This window comes from bacterium (genome assembly GCA_030685015.1).
Lineage (GTDB): Bacteria > CAIWAD01 > CAIWAD01 > CAIWAD01 > CAIWAD01 > CAIWAD01.
This window is the reverse complement of the sequence record JAUXWS010000090.1, coordinates 1-14509: the sequence shown is the minus strand read 5'-3', so window position 1 is coordinate 14509 and position 14509 is coordinate 1. Positions and strand designations below refer to the sequence as shown.

At 68.2% G+C, this 14509-nt stretch carries 16 protein-coding genes; 3 read left to right on the top strand and 13 right to left on the bottom strand.

What is annotated here, in order from left to right:
* Window position 1 precedes the first annotated feature (1 nt).
* From Q8O14_13330 to Q8O14_13290, 9 genes are all read right to left on the bottom strand, one after another.
* A complete protein-coding gene (locus Q8O14_13330) occupies window positions 2-1186 on the bottom strand; it encodes an NADH-ubiquinone oxidoreductase-F iron-sulfur binding region domain-containing protein (protein ID MDP2361709.1) in 1185 nt (394 codons plus the stop codon).
* 1 nt (window position 1187) lies between these two features.
* Window positions 1188-1760, bottom strand: coding sequence for an NADH-quinone oxidoreductase subunit NuoE (nuoE, locus tag Q8O14_13325; GenBank protein MDP2361708.1), 573 nt, complete (start codon window positions 1758-1760; stop codon window positions 1188-1190).
* A gap of 415 nt (window positions 1761-2175) precedes the next feature.
* Entirely contained in the window at window positions 2176-2877 is a 702-nt protein-coding gene (locus Q8O14_13320) for a carboxypeptidase-like regulatory domain-containing protein (protein ID MDP2361707.1), read from the bottom strand.
* 266 nt (window positions 2878-3143) lie between these two features.
* The gene (locus tag Q8O14_13315; GenBank protein ID MDP2361706.1) at window positions 3144-3407 is read right to left on the bottom strand and encodes a DUF2442 domain-containing protein; all 264 of its coding nucleotides are present in this window, start codon (window positions 3405-3407) and stop codon (window positions 3144-3146) included.
* Window positions 3400-3657 carry a DUF4160 domain-containing protein gene (locus Q8O14_13310; protein MDP2361705.1) on the bottom strand — a complete coding sequence of 86 codons (258 nt, stop codon included), beginning with the start codon at window positions 3655-3657 and terminating at the stop codon, window positions 3400-3402. The genes Q8O14_13315 and Q8O14_13310 overlap by 8 nt, the downstream gene beginning before the upstream one ends.
* 4 nt (window positions 3658-3661) lie before the next feature.
* Window positions 3662-3823: a hypothetical protein gene (locus Q8O14_13305; GenBank protein ID MDP2361704.1), complete on the bottom strand. Its 162-nt coding sequence runs from the start codon at window positions 3821-3823 to the stop codon at window positions 3662-3664.
* A gap of 37 nt (window positions 3824-3860) precedes the next feature.
* The gene (locus Q8O14_13300; protein MDP2361703.1) at window positions 3861-4073 is read right to left on the bottom strand and encodes a YgiT-type zinc finger protein; all 213 of its coding nucleotides are present in this window, start codon (window positions 4071-4073) and stop codon (window positions 3861-3863) included.
* Between the two features lie 17 nt (window positions 4074-4090).
* A complete protein-coding gene (locus tag Q8O14_13295; protein MDP2361702.1) occupies window positions 4091-4354 on the bottom strand; it encodes a DUF2442 domain-containing protein in 264 nt (87 codons plus the stop codon).
* 84 nt (window positions 4355-4438) lie between these two features.
* The gene (locus Q8O14_13290; GenBank protein ID MDP2361701.1) at window positions 4439-5506 is read right to left on the bottom strand and encodes an SUMF1/EgtB/PvdO family nonheme iron enzyme; all 1068 of its coding nucleotides are present in this window, start codon (window positions 5504-5506) and stop codon (window positions 4439-4441) included.
* Between the two features lie 701 nt (window positions 5507-6207).
* On the opposite strand from Q8O14_13290, the gene Q8O14_13285 reads away from it, so the two are divergent.
* The gene (locus Q8O14_13285) at window positions 6208-6786 is read left to right on the top strand and encodes an SRPBCC family protein (protein MDP2361700.1); all 579 of its coding nucleotides are present in this window, start codon (window positions 6208-6210) and stop codon (window positions 6784-6786) included.
* A 75-nt stretch (window positions 6787-6861) separates the two neighbouring features.
* Window positions 6862-8544, top strand: coding sequence for a right-handed parallel beta-helix repeat-containing protein (locus Q8O14_13280; GenBank protein ID MDP2361699.1), 1683 nt, complete (start codon window positions 6862-6864; stop codon window positions 8542-8544).
* Window positions 8545-8561: 17 nt separating this feature from the next.
* On the opposite strand, the gene Q8O14_13275 is transcribed toward Q8O14_13280, so the two are convergent.
* The 4 genes from Q8O14_13275 to Q8O14_13260 are packed head-to-tail and all read right to left on the bottom strand — an operon-like array spanning window position 8562 to window position 13219.
* The gene (locus tag Q8O14_13275; GenBank protein ID MDP2361698.1) at window positions 8562-8975 is read right to left on the bottom strand and encodes a PGPGW domain-containing protein; all 414 of its coding nucleotides are present in this window, start codon (window positions 8973-8975) and stop codon (window positions 8562-8564) included.
* On the bottom strand, window positions 8975-9775 hold the full coding sequence (locus Q8O14_13270; protein MDP2361697.1) for an enoyl-CoA hydratase/isomerase family protein: 801 nt from the start codon (window positions 9773-9775) through the stop codon (window positions 8975-8977). Before Q8O14_13270 ends, Q8O14_13275 begins: the two co-directional genes overlap by 1 nt.
* Before the next feature lie 17 nt (window positions 9776-9792).
* Complete coding sequence (locus Q8O14_13265) at window positions 9793-12009, bottom strand: hypothetical protein (protein MDP2361696.1); 2217 nt, start codon at window positions 12007-12009, stop codon at window positions 9793-9795.
* 1 nt (window position 12010) lies between these two features.
* Window positions 12011-13219, bottom strand: a complete 1209-nt coding sequence (locus Q8O14_13260) for a hypothetical protein (GenBank protein ID MDP2361695.1) — start codon at window positions 13217-13219, stop codon at window positions 12011-12013.
* 236 nt (window positions 13220-13455) lie between these two features.
* Between Q8O14_13260 and Q8O14_13255 the strand changes: the two genes are divergently transcribed.
* Window positions 13456-14373, top strand: coding sequence for a mechanosensitive ion channel family protein (locus Q8O14_13255; protein ID MDP2361694.1), 918 nt, complete (start codon window positions 13456-13458; stop codon window positions 14371-14373).
* The last annotated feature ends 136 nt before the right edge of the window (window positions 14374-14509 follow it).

The window sequence follows — 14509 nt, the reverse complement described above, 5'->3', positions numbered from 1 at the left end:
CTCAGGCCGACTGCCGGGCCAGGATCTCGTCCTTGAAGTGCTCCACGATCGACAGGAAGGCGTTGGGGCTGCTCTGCCCCAACCCGCACTTGGAAGCCAGCTGCATGGTCTGGCCCAGGGCCTTCAGCTCCTGCAGATAGGCCAGGGAGCAGCATCCCGCCTCAAGCTTCCCGATTCCTTCCAGCAGCACGCGGTTGCCGCGGCGGCAGGGCGTGCACTGGCCGCAGGACTCCTCGTCGAAGAACTCCATGAAGTTCTTCGCCACGCGCAGCATGTCCCGCTGCGGTCCGAAGACGATGATCGAGCCGCCGGTGGAGGCGTCGTCGAAGGCCAGGCGCCGCGTGAAGCCCTTGCGCGGGACGCAGACGCCGCTGGCGCCGCCCACCTGGACGGCCTTGGCGTCCTCGCCGCCCACTTCGCGCAGCAGCTCCTCGATGGTGATGCCCATGGGCATCTCGTAGACGCCCGGCTTCAGGCAGTCCCCCGAGACGCTGAAGAGCTTGGTCCCAGTGGAGCTGGCGGGGCCGATCTTGGCGAAGGTCTCGGCGCCCAGCGCAATGACGCGGGCGGCCAGGGCCAGGGTCTCCACGTTGTTGACGGTGGTGGGATGGCCCATGTAGCCCGTGTTGACGGGGAAGGGCGGCCGGTTGCGCGGCTCGCCGCGATGGCCCTCGAGGGACTCGATGAGGGCCGTCTCCTCGCCGCAGACATAGGCGCCGGCGCCCATGTGGACGGTGACGGTGAAGTCGAAACCGTCCGTGCCCAGGATGCGCTCGCCCAGCAGCCTGGCGTCCACGCGGCGCGCGATCACCTGCTCCAGATGGCGGCGCAGGTAGTCGTACTCGCCGCGCAGGTAGATGATGCCCTCCCGGGCGCCGATGGCCCGGCCGGCGATGGCCATGCCCTCGAGCACGAGGTCGGCCTTCTCCGTCAACAGGACGCGATCCTTGAAGGTGCCGGGCTCGCCCTCGTCGGCGTTGCAGACGACATACTTGACCGCGTCCTGGGCCAGGGCGGCGAAGTTCCACTTGACGCCCGTCGGGAAGCCGGCGCCGCCGCGCCCCTTGAGGCCGGATTCGCGCACCGTGGTGATGATCTCCACGCGCTTCATGGTGACGGCCTTCTTCAGGCCCTCGTTGGGGACGGACTCGCGGAAGAGGATGGACGCGTGGTTCTTGCTGCTCATCTCAAGCCTCCTTGGCCGCGGCGCGGCCCGCCTCGACCCGCATCGCCCCCGCCGATTCCAGGGCGGCGTCCTCGCTGCGCTCGGGATAGAGGCCGTAGATGCGGCGGCAGGCCTCGATGATCTCGTGCACGCGCTCCGGGGTGATCTGCGTGAAGACCTGCTTGTTGACCAGCATGGCCGGACCCTGGTCGCACATGCCCATGCAATTGGTCCACTCCAGGGTGAAGCGCCCGTCGGGGGTCGTCTCGCCGAAACGGATGCCCAGCTCCTGCTCCAGCTGGCGGGCGACGCGATCCTTGTCGCGCATGTCGCAAGAGATGGTGCGGCAGAGGCGCAGGACGAAGCGCCCCTTCTTCTCGCCGTTGAGGAAGGCGTAGAAGGTGATGACGCTGTAGACCTCCACAGGGTGGATGTCCAGGTGGCGCGCCACCTCTTGCATGGCATAATCCGAGACCCAGCCCTGGGCCTCCTGCAGATCCTGCAGGATGGGCAGCAGGGCCGAGCGGCTGCGACCGTGGCGCGCGCAGATCTCCTCGATCTGCCGGCCCAGTCCTTCGCGCTCCAATACCAGCATGACCGTCTCCTATGTTCGTCGCCGGGCACGTGACACTGGCCCGGGCGCGTGGGTCGACTCACGGCGCCGCTTGCGTGAAGCGGGCGCGGGTGGCGCGCCTGGCCACCTCACATCACGGTTAAAATATTAACAGTAAAAGTTGTAGAAGCAAGCCCTCTCCGTGAGAAATGGTTCATTTATCTGGCCCACTACCTCCCCTCTGCCGACGAAGCAATCGGCAAATCGGTTCTGCGCCGCAGCCCGGCCTCCATCCAGATCGGCTCGGGCACGCCTCTGGATGTAATCCAAATAGATCGGGGATCCGGCCTGAAGGAAGCCCCACCGCGGCCGGCGCAGCAGGGCTTGGTCAGGGCTTGGTAGTGTTCTACTGGGGGTTGGTGACCTGCGCCGCCTAAGGTGTGCCTATGCAGCCGCGTTACTGCACGGATGAGACGCGATAGAAGCGCACCTGCTCCACACCTTGCAGGAAGGGCGTGGTCCAGTCCGTCTGGGTGGTGGTCACCTGGGGGCTCCAATAACCACCCTGATCCCAGGCCGCGCGCACGCGGTAGCCCGTGGCGCCCCCGACCGGGTTCCAGCTCAAATGGACGTTGACGCTGTCCGCCGTGATCTGCAGGCCCGTCACCGCGCTGGGGCGGATGGGTTCCAGCCAGATGCGCTGGAAGGCTGGGCGGTGCTCTTCCACATCAATGCCGGAGACCATGGCGGGCCAATAGCCCACATGCTGGGCGGAGAGCTGGTAGTTGTTTCCTTGCGCCACGGGCGCGAGACGGAACCAGCCGTTGGGGCCGCCGTCCGCAGCGCCGCTGCCGGGAGCCAAGGACAATTGCGCGCCCGGCACCGGCAGGCCGCTGTCCGCGTCCAGCACGTCGCCGGCCAGGAAACGTAGGGCGGGCGGCCTTTGGATGCTGAAGGAGTTGCTTTCCCCGCTGGCTGTGCGGCTGCAGCAGGGTGTCCAGGTGTCCAGGAAGAAGCCGGCCGTGGCGCTGACCCAGCGCGCGCCGTTGGGATAGCCACCAATGTTGATGGCGAAGGGACTGGAATCCCCGCTGTGCACGCCACCAGCCCGGGCCAGCAGGGGCAACAGAACAAGTGCCATCATCTTACAAACGCTCATGTCGCCCTCACCCTGTCTGAGTCACTTTCCACCTACATCAACTCGCCGCCGCGATGCGCTTGCTGCCCTGCTCCACGGCCTGGACCAAGCCCTGGAGAGCCTCCACTTCGCGCTCCTCGAACAAGGGCTCGCCACACTGGGTGCACACCCAGGCCGGAACACTGTCCAGCAGGACGTGGCAGCCGCTGCGATCGATGTGGAAGGGCGAGGGCCGCGCATCATCTCACCCTGGCAATGCAGGCAGTTCACGCAGTGACCGTCATCGCTTAGACCTTGCCACTCAGTTCTCCTGCCGGCGCTGGGCGCTTCACTCCGATCAGCCCGTCGATGGACAAATCCTCATCGAGATCCGACCAGTGGATGCCATAGCCCGAGGGCGACACTTCGAACCTCTCCCGCTGCTCCTGGGTGGCCGCCACCAGTCGCGGGGACTGCCGCCCGAGGTCGATCTCGAAGGATTTGCCGTCCACCGTCAGGAAGAGCACTGCGCCCACCACGGTGGTCCGCTGGACATCGTGTGCCTTATCCACGCTTCTGCTCCTCGAACTTGTTCCACTCGGACACCAGATAATCAAAGTGCTCCATGATGATCCGCCGCACGGTGCGCTTGTCCGCCGGGCCAAGGTTGTAGGCGTGGGACTCCACGACCTGGAAGCCCTCCACGTCCAGCCAGTACTTGGCTTCCGCATCTCCCTTGCGACAGTGGATGTGCATGGGTTCGTCCCCTTCATTGGCGTAGAAGAAGAAGCGCCAACCCAGCATCATCAGAACCGTAGGCATGGAATCACCTGCTCACGACAGTTGCAGCCGTTCCGCTGACCCAGCGCGCGCCGTTGGGATAGCCGCCGATGTTCAGGGCGAAGGGACTGGAATCCCCGCTGTGCACGCCACCAGCCCGGGCCAGCAGAGGCAACAGAACAAGTGCCATCATCTTACGAACGCTCATGTCGCCCTCACCCTGTCTGAGTCAGTTTCCACCTCCATCAACTCGCCGCCGCAATTCGCTTGCTGCCCTGCTCCACGGCTTGGATCAAGCCCTGGAGGGCCTCCACCTCGCGCTCCTCGAACAAGGGCTCGCCACACTGGGTGCAGACCCAGGCCGGAACACTGTCCAGCAGGACGTGGCAGCCGCTGCGATCGACGTGGAAGGGCGAGGAGCCGCGCATCATCTCACCCTGGCAATGCAGGCAGTTCACGCTGTAACCGTCATCGCTTAGACCTTGCCACTCAGTTCTACTGCCGGCGCTGGGCGCTTCACTCCGATCAGGCCGTCGATAGACAAATCCTCATCCAGCTCCGGCCAATGGATGCAGTACCCGCTGGGCGAGACTTCGAAGCGCTCCCGCTGTGCCTGGGTGGCCGCCGTCCGTCGCGGGGACTGCCGCCCGAGGTCGATCTCGCAGGATTTGCCGTCCACCGTCAGGAAGAGCATTGCGCCCATGACAGCAACACATTGAACATCGTGGGCCTGATCCACTCACCTTCTCCAAATTTTTTTCCTCAGCAGGGCCATGAATGGCCCTGCCTCAAGCCCAAGGGCCAAAACCCAAGGGACCAAGGGCTACAGAGTCCTGGCACAGCGGAAGCCGATGTTGTAGGTGCGATTCGTGGGTGTGTCGCTGCTCCGGTAGGCACAACGGGCGTACGAACTGTAGCTGGACCAGTAGCCGCCACGGCGCACCCGGTAGGTGCCGGATACAGAACCCTGAGGATTCAAATAGGGAGAACTGCTGTAATAACTGCTGGAATACCAGTCACTGCACCATTCCCAAACGTTGCCTGCCATATCCATGCAGCCCACGGGGCTCGTTCCTGTCGGGTAGTTACCATCTGGCGCAGTGTAAGTGAAGCCATCGCCCGTTACACTTGTGTTGGCGTGGTGGATGGTCCCACCGATGTTGGCATTGAAGACGTTGCCCCACGGCCACAAGCGGTTGTCTGTGTTGCCTTTGGCCGCCCGCTCCCACTCGGCCTCCGTGGGCAGACGCTTGCCCGCCCAAGTTGCATAGGCCATGGCATCCGCCCAGTAGACGTTGACCACCGGATACTGCGGGTAGTTGAGGAAGTAGCCGCTCATGCCGGAGAAGCCGGGATCGGGCGGATAGGCGCGGCTGGTGGCGTCGCAGAAGAGCTTGTATTCGCGGTTGGTCACCTCGTAGATGTCGATCCAGTAGGCGTCCAGGTAGACGGTGTGCTCGGGCACGGCGTCGCCGCCCACGGCGCTGGATCCCATCACGAACTCGCCGGCCGGCACCAGCACCATGTCCTGGGGCGCGCCGTCCACCAGGCTGTGGGCCGTGACGCGCACCTGGGCGTTGGCCACGTTGTGGTCGTAGTCCAGGGCGGCGTTCCACTGGATGGTCTTGCCGCCGCCGGGCTGGACATTGGGGCCCACGTCACCCGTCAGGGCGTGCACGGGCACGGCCCAGGAACCCAGGTTGTCGCGGTCCACCTGCACGCTCACCCAGCAGGCCAAGCCCTCGTCCTCGGCCAGGTCGTAGCTGATCTGGATGATTTCGCTGTTGGGCAGTTGCTGCGCCGTCACGTTGGTGACGCTGGGCTGGCCGGCCCGGGCAGCCTGGAGGGCCAGCAACAGGCTGGCGCCGGCAAGAAGAATCAGTTGTTTCATGCCATCCTCGGCGATTGAAATGGATCTGCTGGGCGTGACGAAAGTCTGGCGGGAGAGTGGGTTTCTCAATGCTGCAAAGCAAGTGCCACTGGCAATTGATTCATAAGTACTTCAACAACAGAAGTGGGCAAAACCGTCGGTTGTCCCGGCCTCCCGCGTTCATACCGGCCGGCGCCGGCGCCGGCGCCGGGCCTTCAGCCCGGTGGAGCGCTCTCGTCATCCCAGCCCAGGGCTGCGCCCTGGGCTGGGATGACGTCGCGCCGTTGGCGCTGGGGCAGCAAAGCGCCTCCCGTCCGGAGCCGATTTGTCACTGGGGCCATGCCCGCTGACCTTGACAGCGTGGCTGATTGCGGACCCGACAGGCGTGCCCTGTCCGATCACCCGGGCAACATTGTTCCGAATGTCCAATTTGAGGAAATTCCTTGGGAACCTGAATGTGCGGAAATCCGTTGGGACGCGTGCTCCCCAACGGCCAGGGCGGGTGGGGAGGAGGTGGGAGGGCGCAGCTGTTCACAAAAAGCTAGAGGAGCCCTCCCTCCCCCGCCGTACTTTGTGCTGGCCTCTGACCCTCGTTCAGCCTATTTTCCTCCGGGCGGAATCCATGGCCTTCCGCCCGCGGCCGGGAGGCCATCGGCCTTCCACCCGGCCGCCTGACCTGACAACACCGGGTGACGGCTTGGCCGTCCAGTCCAGGAGGAATCATGATCAAGAAAATGCTGATCGGCCTGGCGGCCGTGCTCGCCCTGCTCATCGCGGGCGGACTGGTGCTGCCCGACGATTTCCACGTGGAGCGCAGTGTGGCCGTGGACGCCCCCCTCCACCGCATCCAGCCGCTGCTCGAGGATCTGGCCCGTTGGCCCGAGTGGTCCCCCTGGGAGCAGGCCGACACCACCATCGTCACCACGCTGGGGGAGATCACCCGCGGCGTGGGCGCCAGCCAGAGCTGGACCGACGGCACGGGCGGCGGCCGCCTGGTCCTGACCCGTTGCGAGCCCGGCCTGGTGGAGTACGACGTCTTTTTCGCGGACAGCCCCAAGCCCGCCCGCTCCATCATGCGCGCGGTGCCCGGGCCGGGCGCCTCCACCGTGGTCAGCTGGAGCATGGCCGGCGAGATGGACATGCCCGTGGTCGGCCCCTACTTCAAGATGCTGGCCGGCGCCATGATCGGCCCCATGTTCCAGCAGGGTCTGGACAACCTCAAGCGTGCCACCGAGGCGGAGGCCATGGCGCCGGACACTTTGGACGTGGCAACGGGGGAAGCGGAGGGCGGCCAGCCCTGACACACCACGTCCAAAGCGCCATGTTAGACCGGAGTAGGCAGCGTGCCTGCCTGGGGCACAAGTTTGGAGTCTTCCATGAACACAAGACGCCTCCTGGGGCTCTTCACCGTCTTCTTGCTGATCACCGCCGCCGCCCACGCCTGGACCAGCCCCGGCACAGGCTTGAGCTACACGCCGGCCGATCTGGTCGCCCTTAGCGGCGGCGCGGTCACCGGCGACTGGCCGGACTACCTGCAGCAGCAAGCCGTCATCATCAGCACAGGGGACACGCTGCGCTGGCCGGCGGGAACACAGTGGACGGTGGCCGGCAACCAGGAGCTGCGCGTCCACGGCACGATGCTGGCCCTGGGCACGCCCTGGGAGCCCATCCTCGCCCAATCCCAGAGCGGCCAGCCCAACAGCTGGAGCGGCCTCATCCTGGACGGCGCCGCTTCCGGCAGCCTGCTGCGCTGTGTCACAGTGGGGGGTGGCGCCGACGGCCTCAACTGCCTGGGCAGCTCACCTACCGTGGAGTACTGCACGCTGGTCGGCAACTACAGCAGCGGCCTGCACTGCTTCCTGGGCAGCCATCCCGTGCTGCGCCACTGCCTGATCGAGGGCAACTCCCGCTACGGTGTGGAGATCACCGGCGGTTGCAGCCCCGTGCTGGAGCACTGTGTCATTCGTGGCAACAACACGGAGGGGGCCAGCCCGCGCAACGCGGTCAGCATCGGCATCCAGGGCACCAACAGTCCGCGCCTTGTGTCCTGCCGGCTGGAAGGACGTGGTCCGGCCAACCCGGCCAGCGGCTTCTCCCTGTGGATGAGCGGCAATCCGCGGCTCAGCGACTGCGAGATCGTGAACTTCCGCAGCGGTGTCGTCATCCAGGGCAGCGGCGCCCAGGGGAGCCTCGAACGCTGCTGGATCCACGCCAGCCGCTATGTCAATCCCAACCTCGGCGGCAGCGGGATCAACGTCAACACCGGCGCGCTGCCGGTTTTCCGCGGCTGCTGCCTGGAGGACAACGACTGGGGCGTGACCATCACCAGCGCCTGTGCCCCCGACTTCGGCACGGTTGAGGATCCCGGCAGCAACCGGCTCCATGGCAACGGCAACGGCGGCGCCGTGTGGGACTTCTACAACAACACGGCCAGCGTCATCCAGGCCCGAGGCAACTGGTGGGGCACGACCGACCCCGCCCTCATCGCCCTGCACATCCATGACGCCGCCGATGGCGCCTTCGGGGTCGTGCACATCGATCCCATCCTGCCCGATTCCCTCTTCACCCCGCTGCTCTCCCCCGGCCTGGGCTTCGCCGCGCTGGCGGCGGGTGAGACACTGGTCCTGCATCCGGCCGGCCATTTCCGACCGGTGCCCGGCCTCGCCTTCTCACTGGAGGGTCCTGGTCAGTTGGAGGTGTGGGGGGATTCCCTGCGTTGGACGCCGCCGGCGGCGGGCGACACCCTGATCACGCTGCTGCTGCGCGCCGAGACGCCGCAGGGCCTGTCCGCCACCGACACGGTCAAGGTTTGGCGCCGCTTGGCGCCCGCGCCCCGCCCGCACCTGGAACTGGCCTTGTCGGGCGGCGACGTCTTCTTGTCCTGGAGCACCGTGCCCGTCGCGCTCGGCTATCGCCTGGAAAGTTCCGCCGACCCCTCCTTTCCGCCCGGTGAGACGGAGACCCTGTGGACGGGGGAGGAGGAGCAGACCGTGCATGTGGGCGGACTGGCCGGCCTCCGGCGCTTCTACCGGGTGGTGGCGTTGTTGCCGGGCCGATGAAGGCGTGCGACCACCAGCTACAGGCTGAGATCCCGGCGTCCGGCGCGCCGGCGCAGCCAGTTGACCGCGCGCAAGACCGGTGGTCGGGAAATGGCCCATCGCTCCAGCCGGTACTTGCCGGGAAAAGTCATGAGCAAGAGGCCGACGAGGATGGTGAGCAAGCCCTGGCCGGGAAGCGCCAACAGAACCACGCCCGCGAGAATGAAGACCACGCCCGCCGCGTTGCGCAGGCTGCGCAGCAGGATACGGACCACCGGGTGTTCGTCGGCCCAGGGTGGCTTGGGCGGACGCCGCCGGCTGAAGTAATCCGCGGGAATGCGCACGATCACCCATGGCACCAGCAGGAGGGTGCTGACAAAGGTGACGACGGACAGGCCGCCCAGATACCAGAGCAGGGAAGAACCGAACAGCGCGGCCAGCCACTCCACCATCAGGCGGACTCCCCACCCCTCCGCCGCCAATCCAGTTCCTCCTTGTCCAGGAAGGCCCGCACACCGCGGTGGCACTCCTCGTCCGTCCGCTGCCGGATGTTGGCTTCCACCGCGATGTCCATGGCGGAGGCCGTGTCCCGGCCGCGCAGGCGCTCCAGCAGGGATTTGGTGGCGGCGACGGCCCCCGGCGCGCAGCCACGGGCCAGGGCACGGGCCCGCTGGCCGGCCAGGGCCAGCACTTGGCCCTCCTCGGCCAGCTCGTTGACGAGGCCCAGGCGCTGGGCGGCGTCGGGCTTGACCAGCCGGCCGGTGAGCAGCAGGTCGCGGGCGGCCGTCTCCCCCACCCGGGCCACGAGCAGCACGGCGACCAGGGCGGGGATGAAGCCGATCTGCACCTCGGGGTAGCCGAAGCGGGCATGGCCGCGATCGGCCAGCACCAGGTCGCAGACAGTGGCGAGACCGGCCCCGCCCGCCACCGCCGGCCCATTGACGGCGGCGATCCAGGGCAGCCGACTGGAGCGGATGGCGACAAAGAGCTCGCGCAGGTGCTCCGTGTCGCGGCGGAGCTCCACTGCGGGAGCCTGGGCCGTGCGCGCCAGATAGTCCAGATCCATGCCGCTGCAAAAGGCCTTGCCGGCCCCGGTCAGGACCACGGCGCGCAGGCCATCGTCCCGCTCCAGTTCGTCCACCAGGCCGCGCAGCTCGCGCACCATCCGCTCGTCGATGGCATTGCGCACCTGGGGGCGGTTCAAGGTGACGAGGGCCACCTGGTCGTCCGTGTGCAGGGTCAGTGTCGTCATGATTCGCCTTTCCCGCGTCAGCGCCCGGCGCCGCCGCGGATCTCCTCGCCCAGTTTCTCCAGGCAGACGCGAAGGCAGGCGTCCAGCCGGTCGCCATACTCCTCCTCCGTCACGCCTTGGACCACCCGTCCTTCGGCCAGCACCTGTTGCTCCGTCAACGTCCAGGCCTTCTTCCTGATGTGCGTGGCGCTGCCGCCCCCGTCCGTGAAGAGGAGGAGAGGCTCGCCGGTCGCGTTGAAGAAGGCCAACTCCGCCCCCGTCGTGAAAACCAGGTCCGCCTTGTAGGGACCGGCCGTGCGCTCCCAGCGGCCCAGGCCGACGCGCAGGTCCACCAGCACCTGGGGCTGCGGTTCCTCGGCGAGCAGGATCTCGTCCAGGTCCACGGCGCGGAACTCCCCGCCCGCCAGCGCCACTTCGGCGGCAGCCGCCTCCGCCGCCAGCGCGGCGGGGGCCAGCATGTTGAAACGCCCGCTGGCGCCCAGCGCCTGGTGCGCCCACAAGGTGACGCGCCTTTCACCCGGATGCCAGTCCGCCTGGACCTTTTCGCCACCGATCTCCACGTGCCGGATGCGTGCCCCCGGCCGCGGTGCGGCGGCCGGCAAAAGCAGGCGGTCGCCCGGCTGCGGCAGGGTTCGGCCGTCGCTCAACGCCAGGCGCGCCCGCGGGTCGGGGCGTCCGCTCTCCAGCTCGGCGATGCCGTAGGGAGCAAGCCGCCGGGCCAGCGCCTCGCCCCGGCGGTCGAGCAGCACCTCGCCCGGACGCAGCAGGCGGCCCCGCTCACCGGGAACGGCATCGCCTTTGAGCAGGATGCCGCCCTTGGCGTCCACGCCCGCCACCTCCAGCTCCCGTCCCGCCGGCCGCCAGGCGGCGGCCGCCTGCCGGGCGAGATCGGCCGTGGTGCTGCGCGCCAGTTCCCGCCAGGCGGCCACCAGGTCCGTCTGGCGGTACTGCTCGCTGTGCTTCTCGCGGCGCGTGCCCTCCAGGGCCTGGCTGAGCAGGACCTCGTGGGTGCGCCGGTCGTAGATCTCGAGCAGCAGGCCCAGCCGCAGGATGCGCGCCTCGTAGCCCAGCCGGACGGCGCGGGTGAGATCGGCGTGGGTCACCACCAGTCGGGCCAGGACCTGCGGCAGGCTGCGATGCCCCACGATCTCGTCGTGGCGCAGGTCGCCCACCGCCGAGAAGACGCTCTGCGCCCGGAAGAAGGCGGCGGACAGCTCGGACGGCGCCTCCCCGGCCGCCAGCAGCGGCGGCAGCAGGTTGAAGGCGCGAGTGTCCACCAGGGCGTCGTGCAGCCACTGGCCCAGCGTGGCGGAGTCCACGTCGAAGCACTCGTCCAGCTCGCCGGCGGCGGGCAGGGCCGCCCCCGCCACCGCCAGCTGCGGTCCCTCCAGCGCCAGCAGGCCGTTGACGCCGCTGAATCGAACAACGAGACCGGCGGGAGGCGCTTCCGTGGTCGACCCCGCCGTCACCCGCGCCAAGCTGTAGGCGCTCTCCACCTCCTCCAGGCGCAGCAGCCAACGCTCGGCGCCACGCTGCATCTCGCCCGTGGCGCCCGGTGGCAGTCCGTGGCGGGAACCGCGGTCGACGGCGTACAGGCCGTCCGCCATCCGCCTGGTGGCCACTGCCTCCACGCTGCCGGGCCGGTAGTTGCGCCCGGCCAGTGCGGCGGCCGTCTCCAGGGCCAGGTTGAAGGCGTCCGTGAACTGGCGGGTCCGCTCGCCGCGATCCAGCTCGACAGCCGTCTCCACCGGAACGCGCACCGTGGCGTCCTGCCCGAACCAGACCTGGCCGCTGCGGATGTCGAAGAACTCCAGGCGCAGCCCGACCGTGAAGGTCCAGAGGCGGCGGTCGCCCCAGTAGCGGGTCTGGCGGATGTCGGCGCGGGTCGTCACGCCGCGGGCGTAGATGCGGTCCCTGCCCTGTTCCAGAGCCCTCAGGTCGTTGGCGGGATGCTCCAGGAAGTCCGGGTGGACGCGCCAGCCGGGGTTGGCGGCCAGCAGGGCGACCAGCCGGCTGCCCGCCGCGGCCGCCAGCTCGCGCCCGCCGTCGGCCAGGAAAGCGGCGTCCACGTCGGCCCGATCGTCCATGATGACATCGGTGACGACGATCTCCGGCCCCACCGGCTCAGTGCCCCACAGAGGCAACGCCAGCAACAGGAGCACGACTAGGGCCGCCCGCCGCCCTTGCCGCATGGCCGTGGGGCGCGGCCTCCCGCTCAAGGTGGTGGCCGCCATCCTACTTCCTCAGATAAAAGTCCAAGCTGTTGCCCTTGGCCTGGCGCAGGTCCAGCGTGGGGAAGTCCGGACCCAGGGTCGCCACGATGGCCGCGACGAGCTGGTCCAGGTCGCCGCCCAGATAGGTGATGTCCACCTCCAGCCGGCGCTCCTCCTCCTCCCAGGTGCGCTTGCGGGCGCCGCTCACGCCCGGCACCCGCTTCAGGCCGTCGATGAAAGCCATGGCTTGCCGCACATAGGAATCCACGTTGTGCAGCTTGACGACCACCTCCCGGCCGTTGTTGGCCTTGTCCTGCCAGTACTGCATGATCTGCCGGACCAGCGCCTCGCAAGCGCCGTCCGCGGCCCGGGCCGCGCTGGCGGCGCGTGCCTGGTCCGCACTGATGCCCACGCCGTTCTGCGTGGCCTGGGTGGAACCCATCAGGGCGCCGGTGGAGGCGTCCACCATGCGGGCGCTGAAGGTGGCGCTGGCCGTCACGCGTCCGCCCACTGCGGAGACGGGCTCCGCCACGCACACGCCCAGGACCAGCACCTCGGCGCCGTTCTCCTCGGCCGCCCGCCGGGCCAGGAGCCGCACCGCCTCTCCGTCGTCCAGGACCTCGTCCAGGCGACGGGACTCGGCGGCGCGCACCCGGCGGGCCGTCTCGGCGTCCACGAGCAGGAAACCCCGCTCCAGCAAGCGCTCGGCCAACCGTGCCGCGCTGGCGGGATTGGCCACGGCCTCGGGTGCGCCGGGCGGATCCCCCGCCCGCCAGGATTCGTCCACCAGCACCATCAGGCGCGGCTTGCCCACCAGTTCCTGGAGGAGGCCCAGCGAGCGCGCGTCGTCCCCCAGCACCTGCCGGTTGACCTCAGCGCGGACAGTCATGACGTAGGCGCCGTCCCGCTCCCCCTCCTCCAGCACCTCGTAGGAGCTGACGAAACCCTGGGCGCGGCTAAGGATCCGGTCGTTGACCAGGGCAAAATTCTCCACCAGCGTGCGCCCCTCCACCAGGGTGCCCAGGCCCGTCTCCACCGCCTTGCGCAGGGCGTCGCGCAGGGCGGCGTCCCGCACCGAGGCCGCGTTGCCGCCCGCCAGCTGGGCCATGCCCGTGGCCGTCACCACGGCGCTCTCCTGGGCCCGGGCGGAGCTTTGGAAGAGAAGGGCGAGCAGGAGCAGGAGGGCGCCCGGCAAGGCGTGCCGGGCCAAATGGCTGCACATTCGCTTCATGGTGGACCTCACCTGTGACGCTGAAGGGGCGGCAGCCACCGCTGGCCGGCCGCCGCCCAGTCGCCCTGATGGAACGCTGCATGGGGAATCTACCGCCGTCCCCGGCAAGCTGCAACCAAGGCGCCAAATTGGAGGGCCCTCCAGGCCGCGCGGTCCCAGCCCGGCGGCTTGACTACCTTGTCGGGCGTGGGCCTGCACACGGGCCGGACACAAGCACCAACAACGGAGAGCCAGTCTTGCGCACCCTGAACCCCGAGTTGATCCGCCTGTTCATCGCCGCCGGCATCCTGGCGGCCACCGTCCTCGTCAAGCTTCTGTTCGAGAAGGTCATCCTGCGCCTGCTGCTCCGCATCAGCGCGCTGACCAGCATGCGCCACGACGACCTGGTGATCAAGGCCCTGCGGCCGCCCCTCAGCGCCTTCATCATCAGCCTGGGCTGTTACCTGGCCCTGAGTGCCCTGCACCTGCCGGATGTGCCGGTGGACCTGCCCCGCTACCTGGAGAAGATCTGGCAGGTGGTGCTGGCCGTCCTGGCGGTGTGGGCCTTCTATCGCCTGGTGATCCCCGTCTCGGCCTTCCTCGAGGACGGCCTCTTCAGCCGCGACGAAACGGCCCGCCGCCAGTTCTCGCCCATCCTCACGGGCGTGCTCCGCTTCCTGGTGGTGACCATGGCCGCCCTCTTCATCGCCCACAACATGGGCTACCAGGTGACCAGCCTGGTGGCCGGCCTGGGCATAGGCGGCCTGGCCGTGGCGCTGGCGGCCCAGGACACGCTGGCCAACATCCTGGGCACGGTGGTCGTGCTCAGCGACCAGCCCTTCCGCGTGGGCGACTGGGTGATGGTGGACGGCCAGGAGGGCATCGTCGAGACCATCGGCTTCCGCTCCACGCGCATCCGCACCTTCAGCCGCAGCCTCATCATCGTGCCCAACAAAATGCTCACCGAGCGCCAGATCGAGAACTGGTCGGCCATGACCCGGCGGAGGGTGCGCATGTCCGTGGGCCTGCTCTACTCCACGCCCGCCGACCAGATGGAGCGCTTCGTGGAGGGCGTGCGCCGCCTCATCGTCGAGGACCCCGGCGTCGATGCCGAGCAGTACACGGTCTACTTCAACGAGTTCAACGCAAGCAGCCTGGACGTGCTCATCATCTAGACCTTATGGAACGGCCGGGTCCCTACGTTGGCCGTGGGTTGATCCACGAGGGACCAGAGCCACACTGGGCAGTGCCCAGAAACGTAAGGAGCCCGGCCATGCATGAGAGTAACACGTCCACCACGTGGGTGGGACT

Bases quoted from the DNA above. Each gene is read 5' to 3' on its own strand.
- Q8O14_13330 (MDP2361709.1), bottom strand. From the start codon at position 1,186: ATGAGCAGCAAGAACCACGCGTCCATCCTCTTCCGCGAGTCCGTCCCC.
- nuoE (MDP2361708.1), bottom strand. From the start codon at position 1,760: ATGCTGGTATTGGAGCGCGAAGGACTGGGCCGGCAGATCGAGGAGATC.
- Q8O14_13320 (MDP2361707.1), bottom strand. From the start codon at position 2,877: ATGAGCGTTTGTAAGATGATGGCACTTGTTCTGTTGCCCCTGCTGGCC.
- Q8O14_13310 (MDP2361705.1), bottom strand. From the start codon at position 3,657: ATGCCTACGGTTCTGATGATGCTGGGTTGGCGCTTCTTCTTCTACGCC.
- Q8O14_13305 (MDP2361704.1), bottom strand. From the start codon at position 3,823: ATGAGCGTTCGTAAGATGATGGCACTTGTTCTGTTGCCTCTGCTGGCC.
- Q8O14_13290 (MDP2361701.1), bottom strand. From the start codon at position 5,506: ATGAAACAACTGATTCTTCTTGCCGGCGCCAGCCTGTTGCTGGCCCTC.
- Q8O14_13285 (MDP2361700.1), top strand. From the start codon at position 6,208: ATGATCAAGAAAATGCTGATCGGCCTGGCGGCCGTGCTCGCCCTGCTC.
- Q8O14_13280 (MDP2361699.1), top strand. From the start codon at position 6,862: ATGAACACAAGACGCCTCCTGGGGCTCTTCACCGTCTTCTTGCTGATC.
- Q8O14_13275 (MDP2361698.1), bottom strand. From the start codon at position 8,975: ATGGTGGAGTGGCTGGCCGCGCTGTTCGGTTCTTCCCTGCTCTGGTAT.
- Q8O14_13270 (MDP2361697.1), bottom strand. From the start codon at position 9,775: ATGACGACACTGACCCTGCACACGGACGACCAGGTGGCCCTCGTCACC.
- Q8O14_13265 (MDP2361696.1), bottom strand. From the start codon at position 12,009: ATGGCGGCCACCACCTTGAGCGGGAGGCCGCGCCCCACGGCCATGCGG.
- Q8O14_13260 (MDP2361695.1), bottom strand. From the start codon at position 13,219: ATGAAGCGAATGTGCAGCCATTTGGCCCGGCACGCCTTGCCGGGCGCC.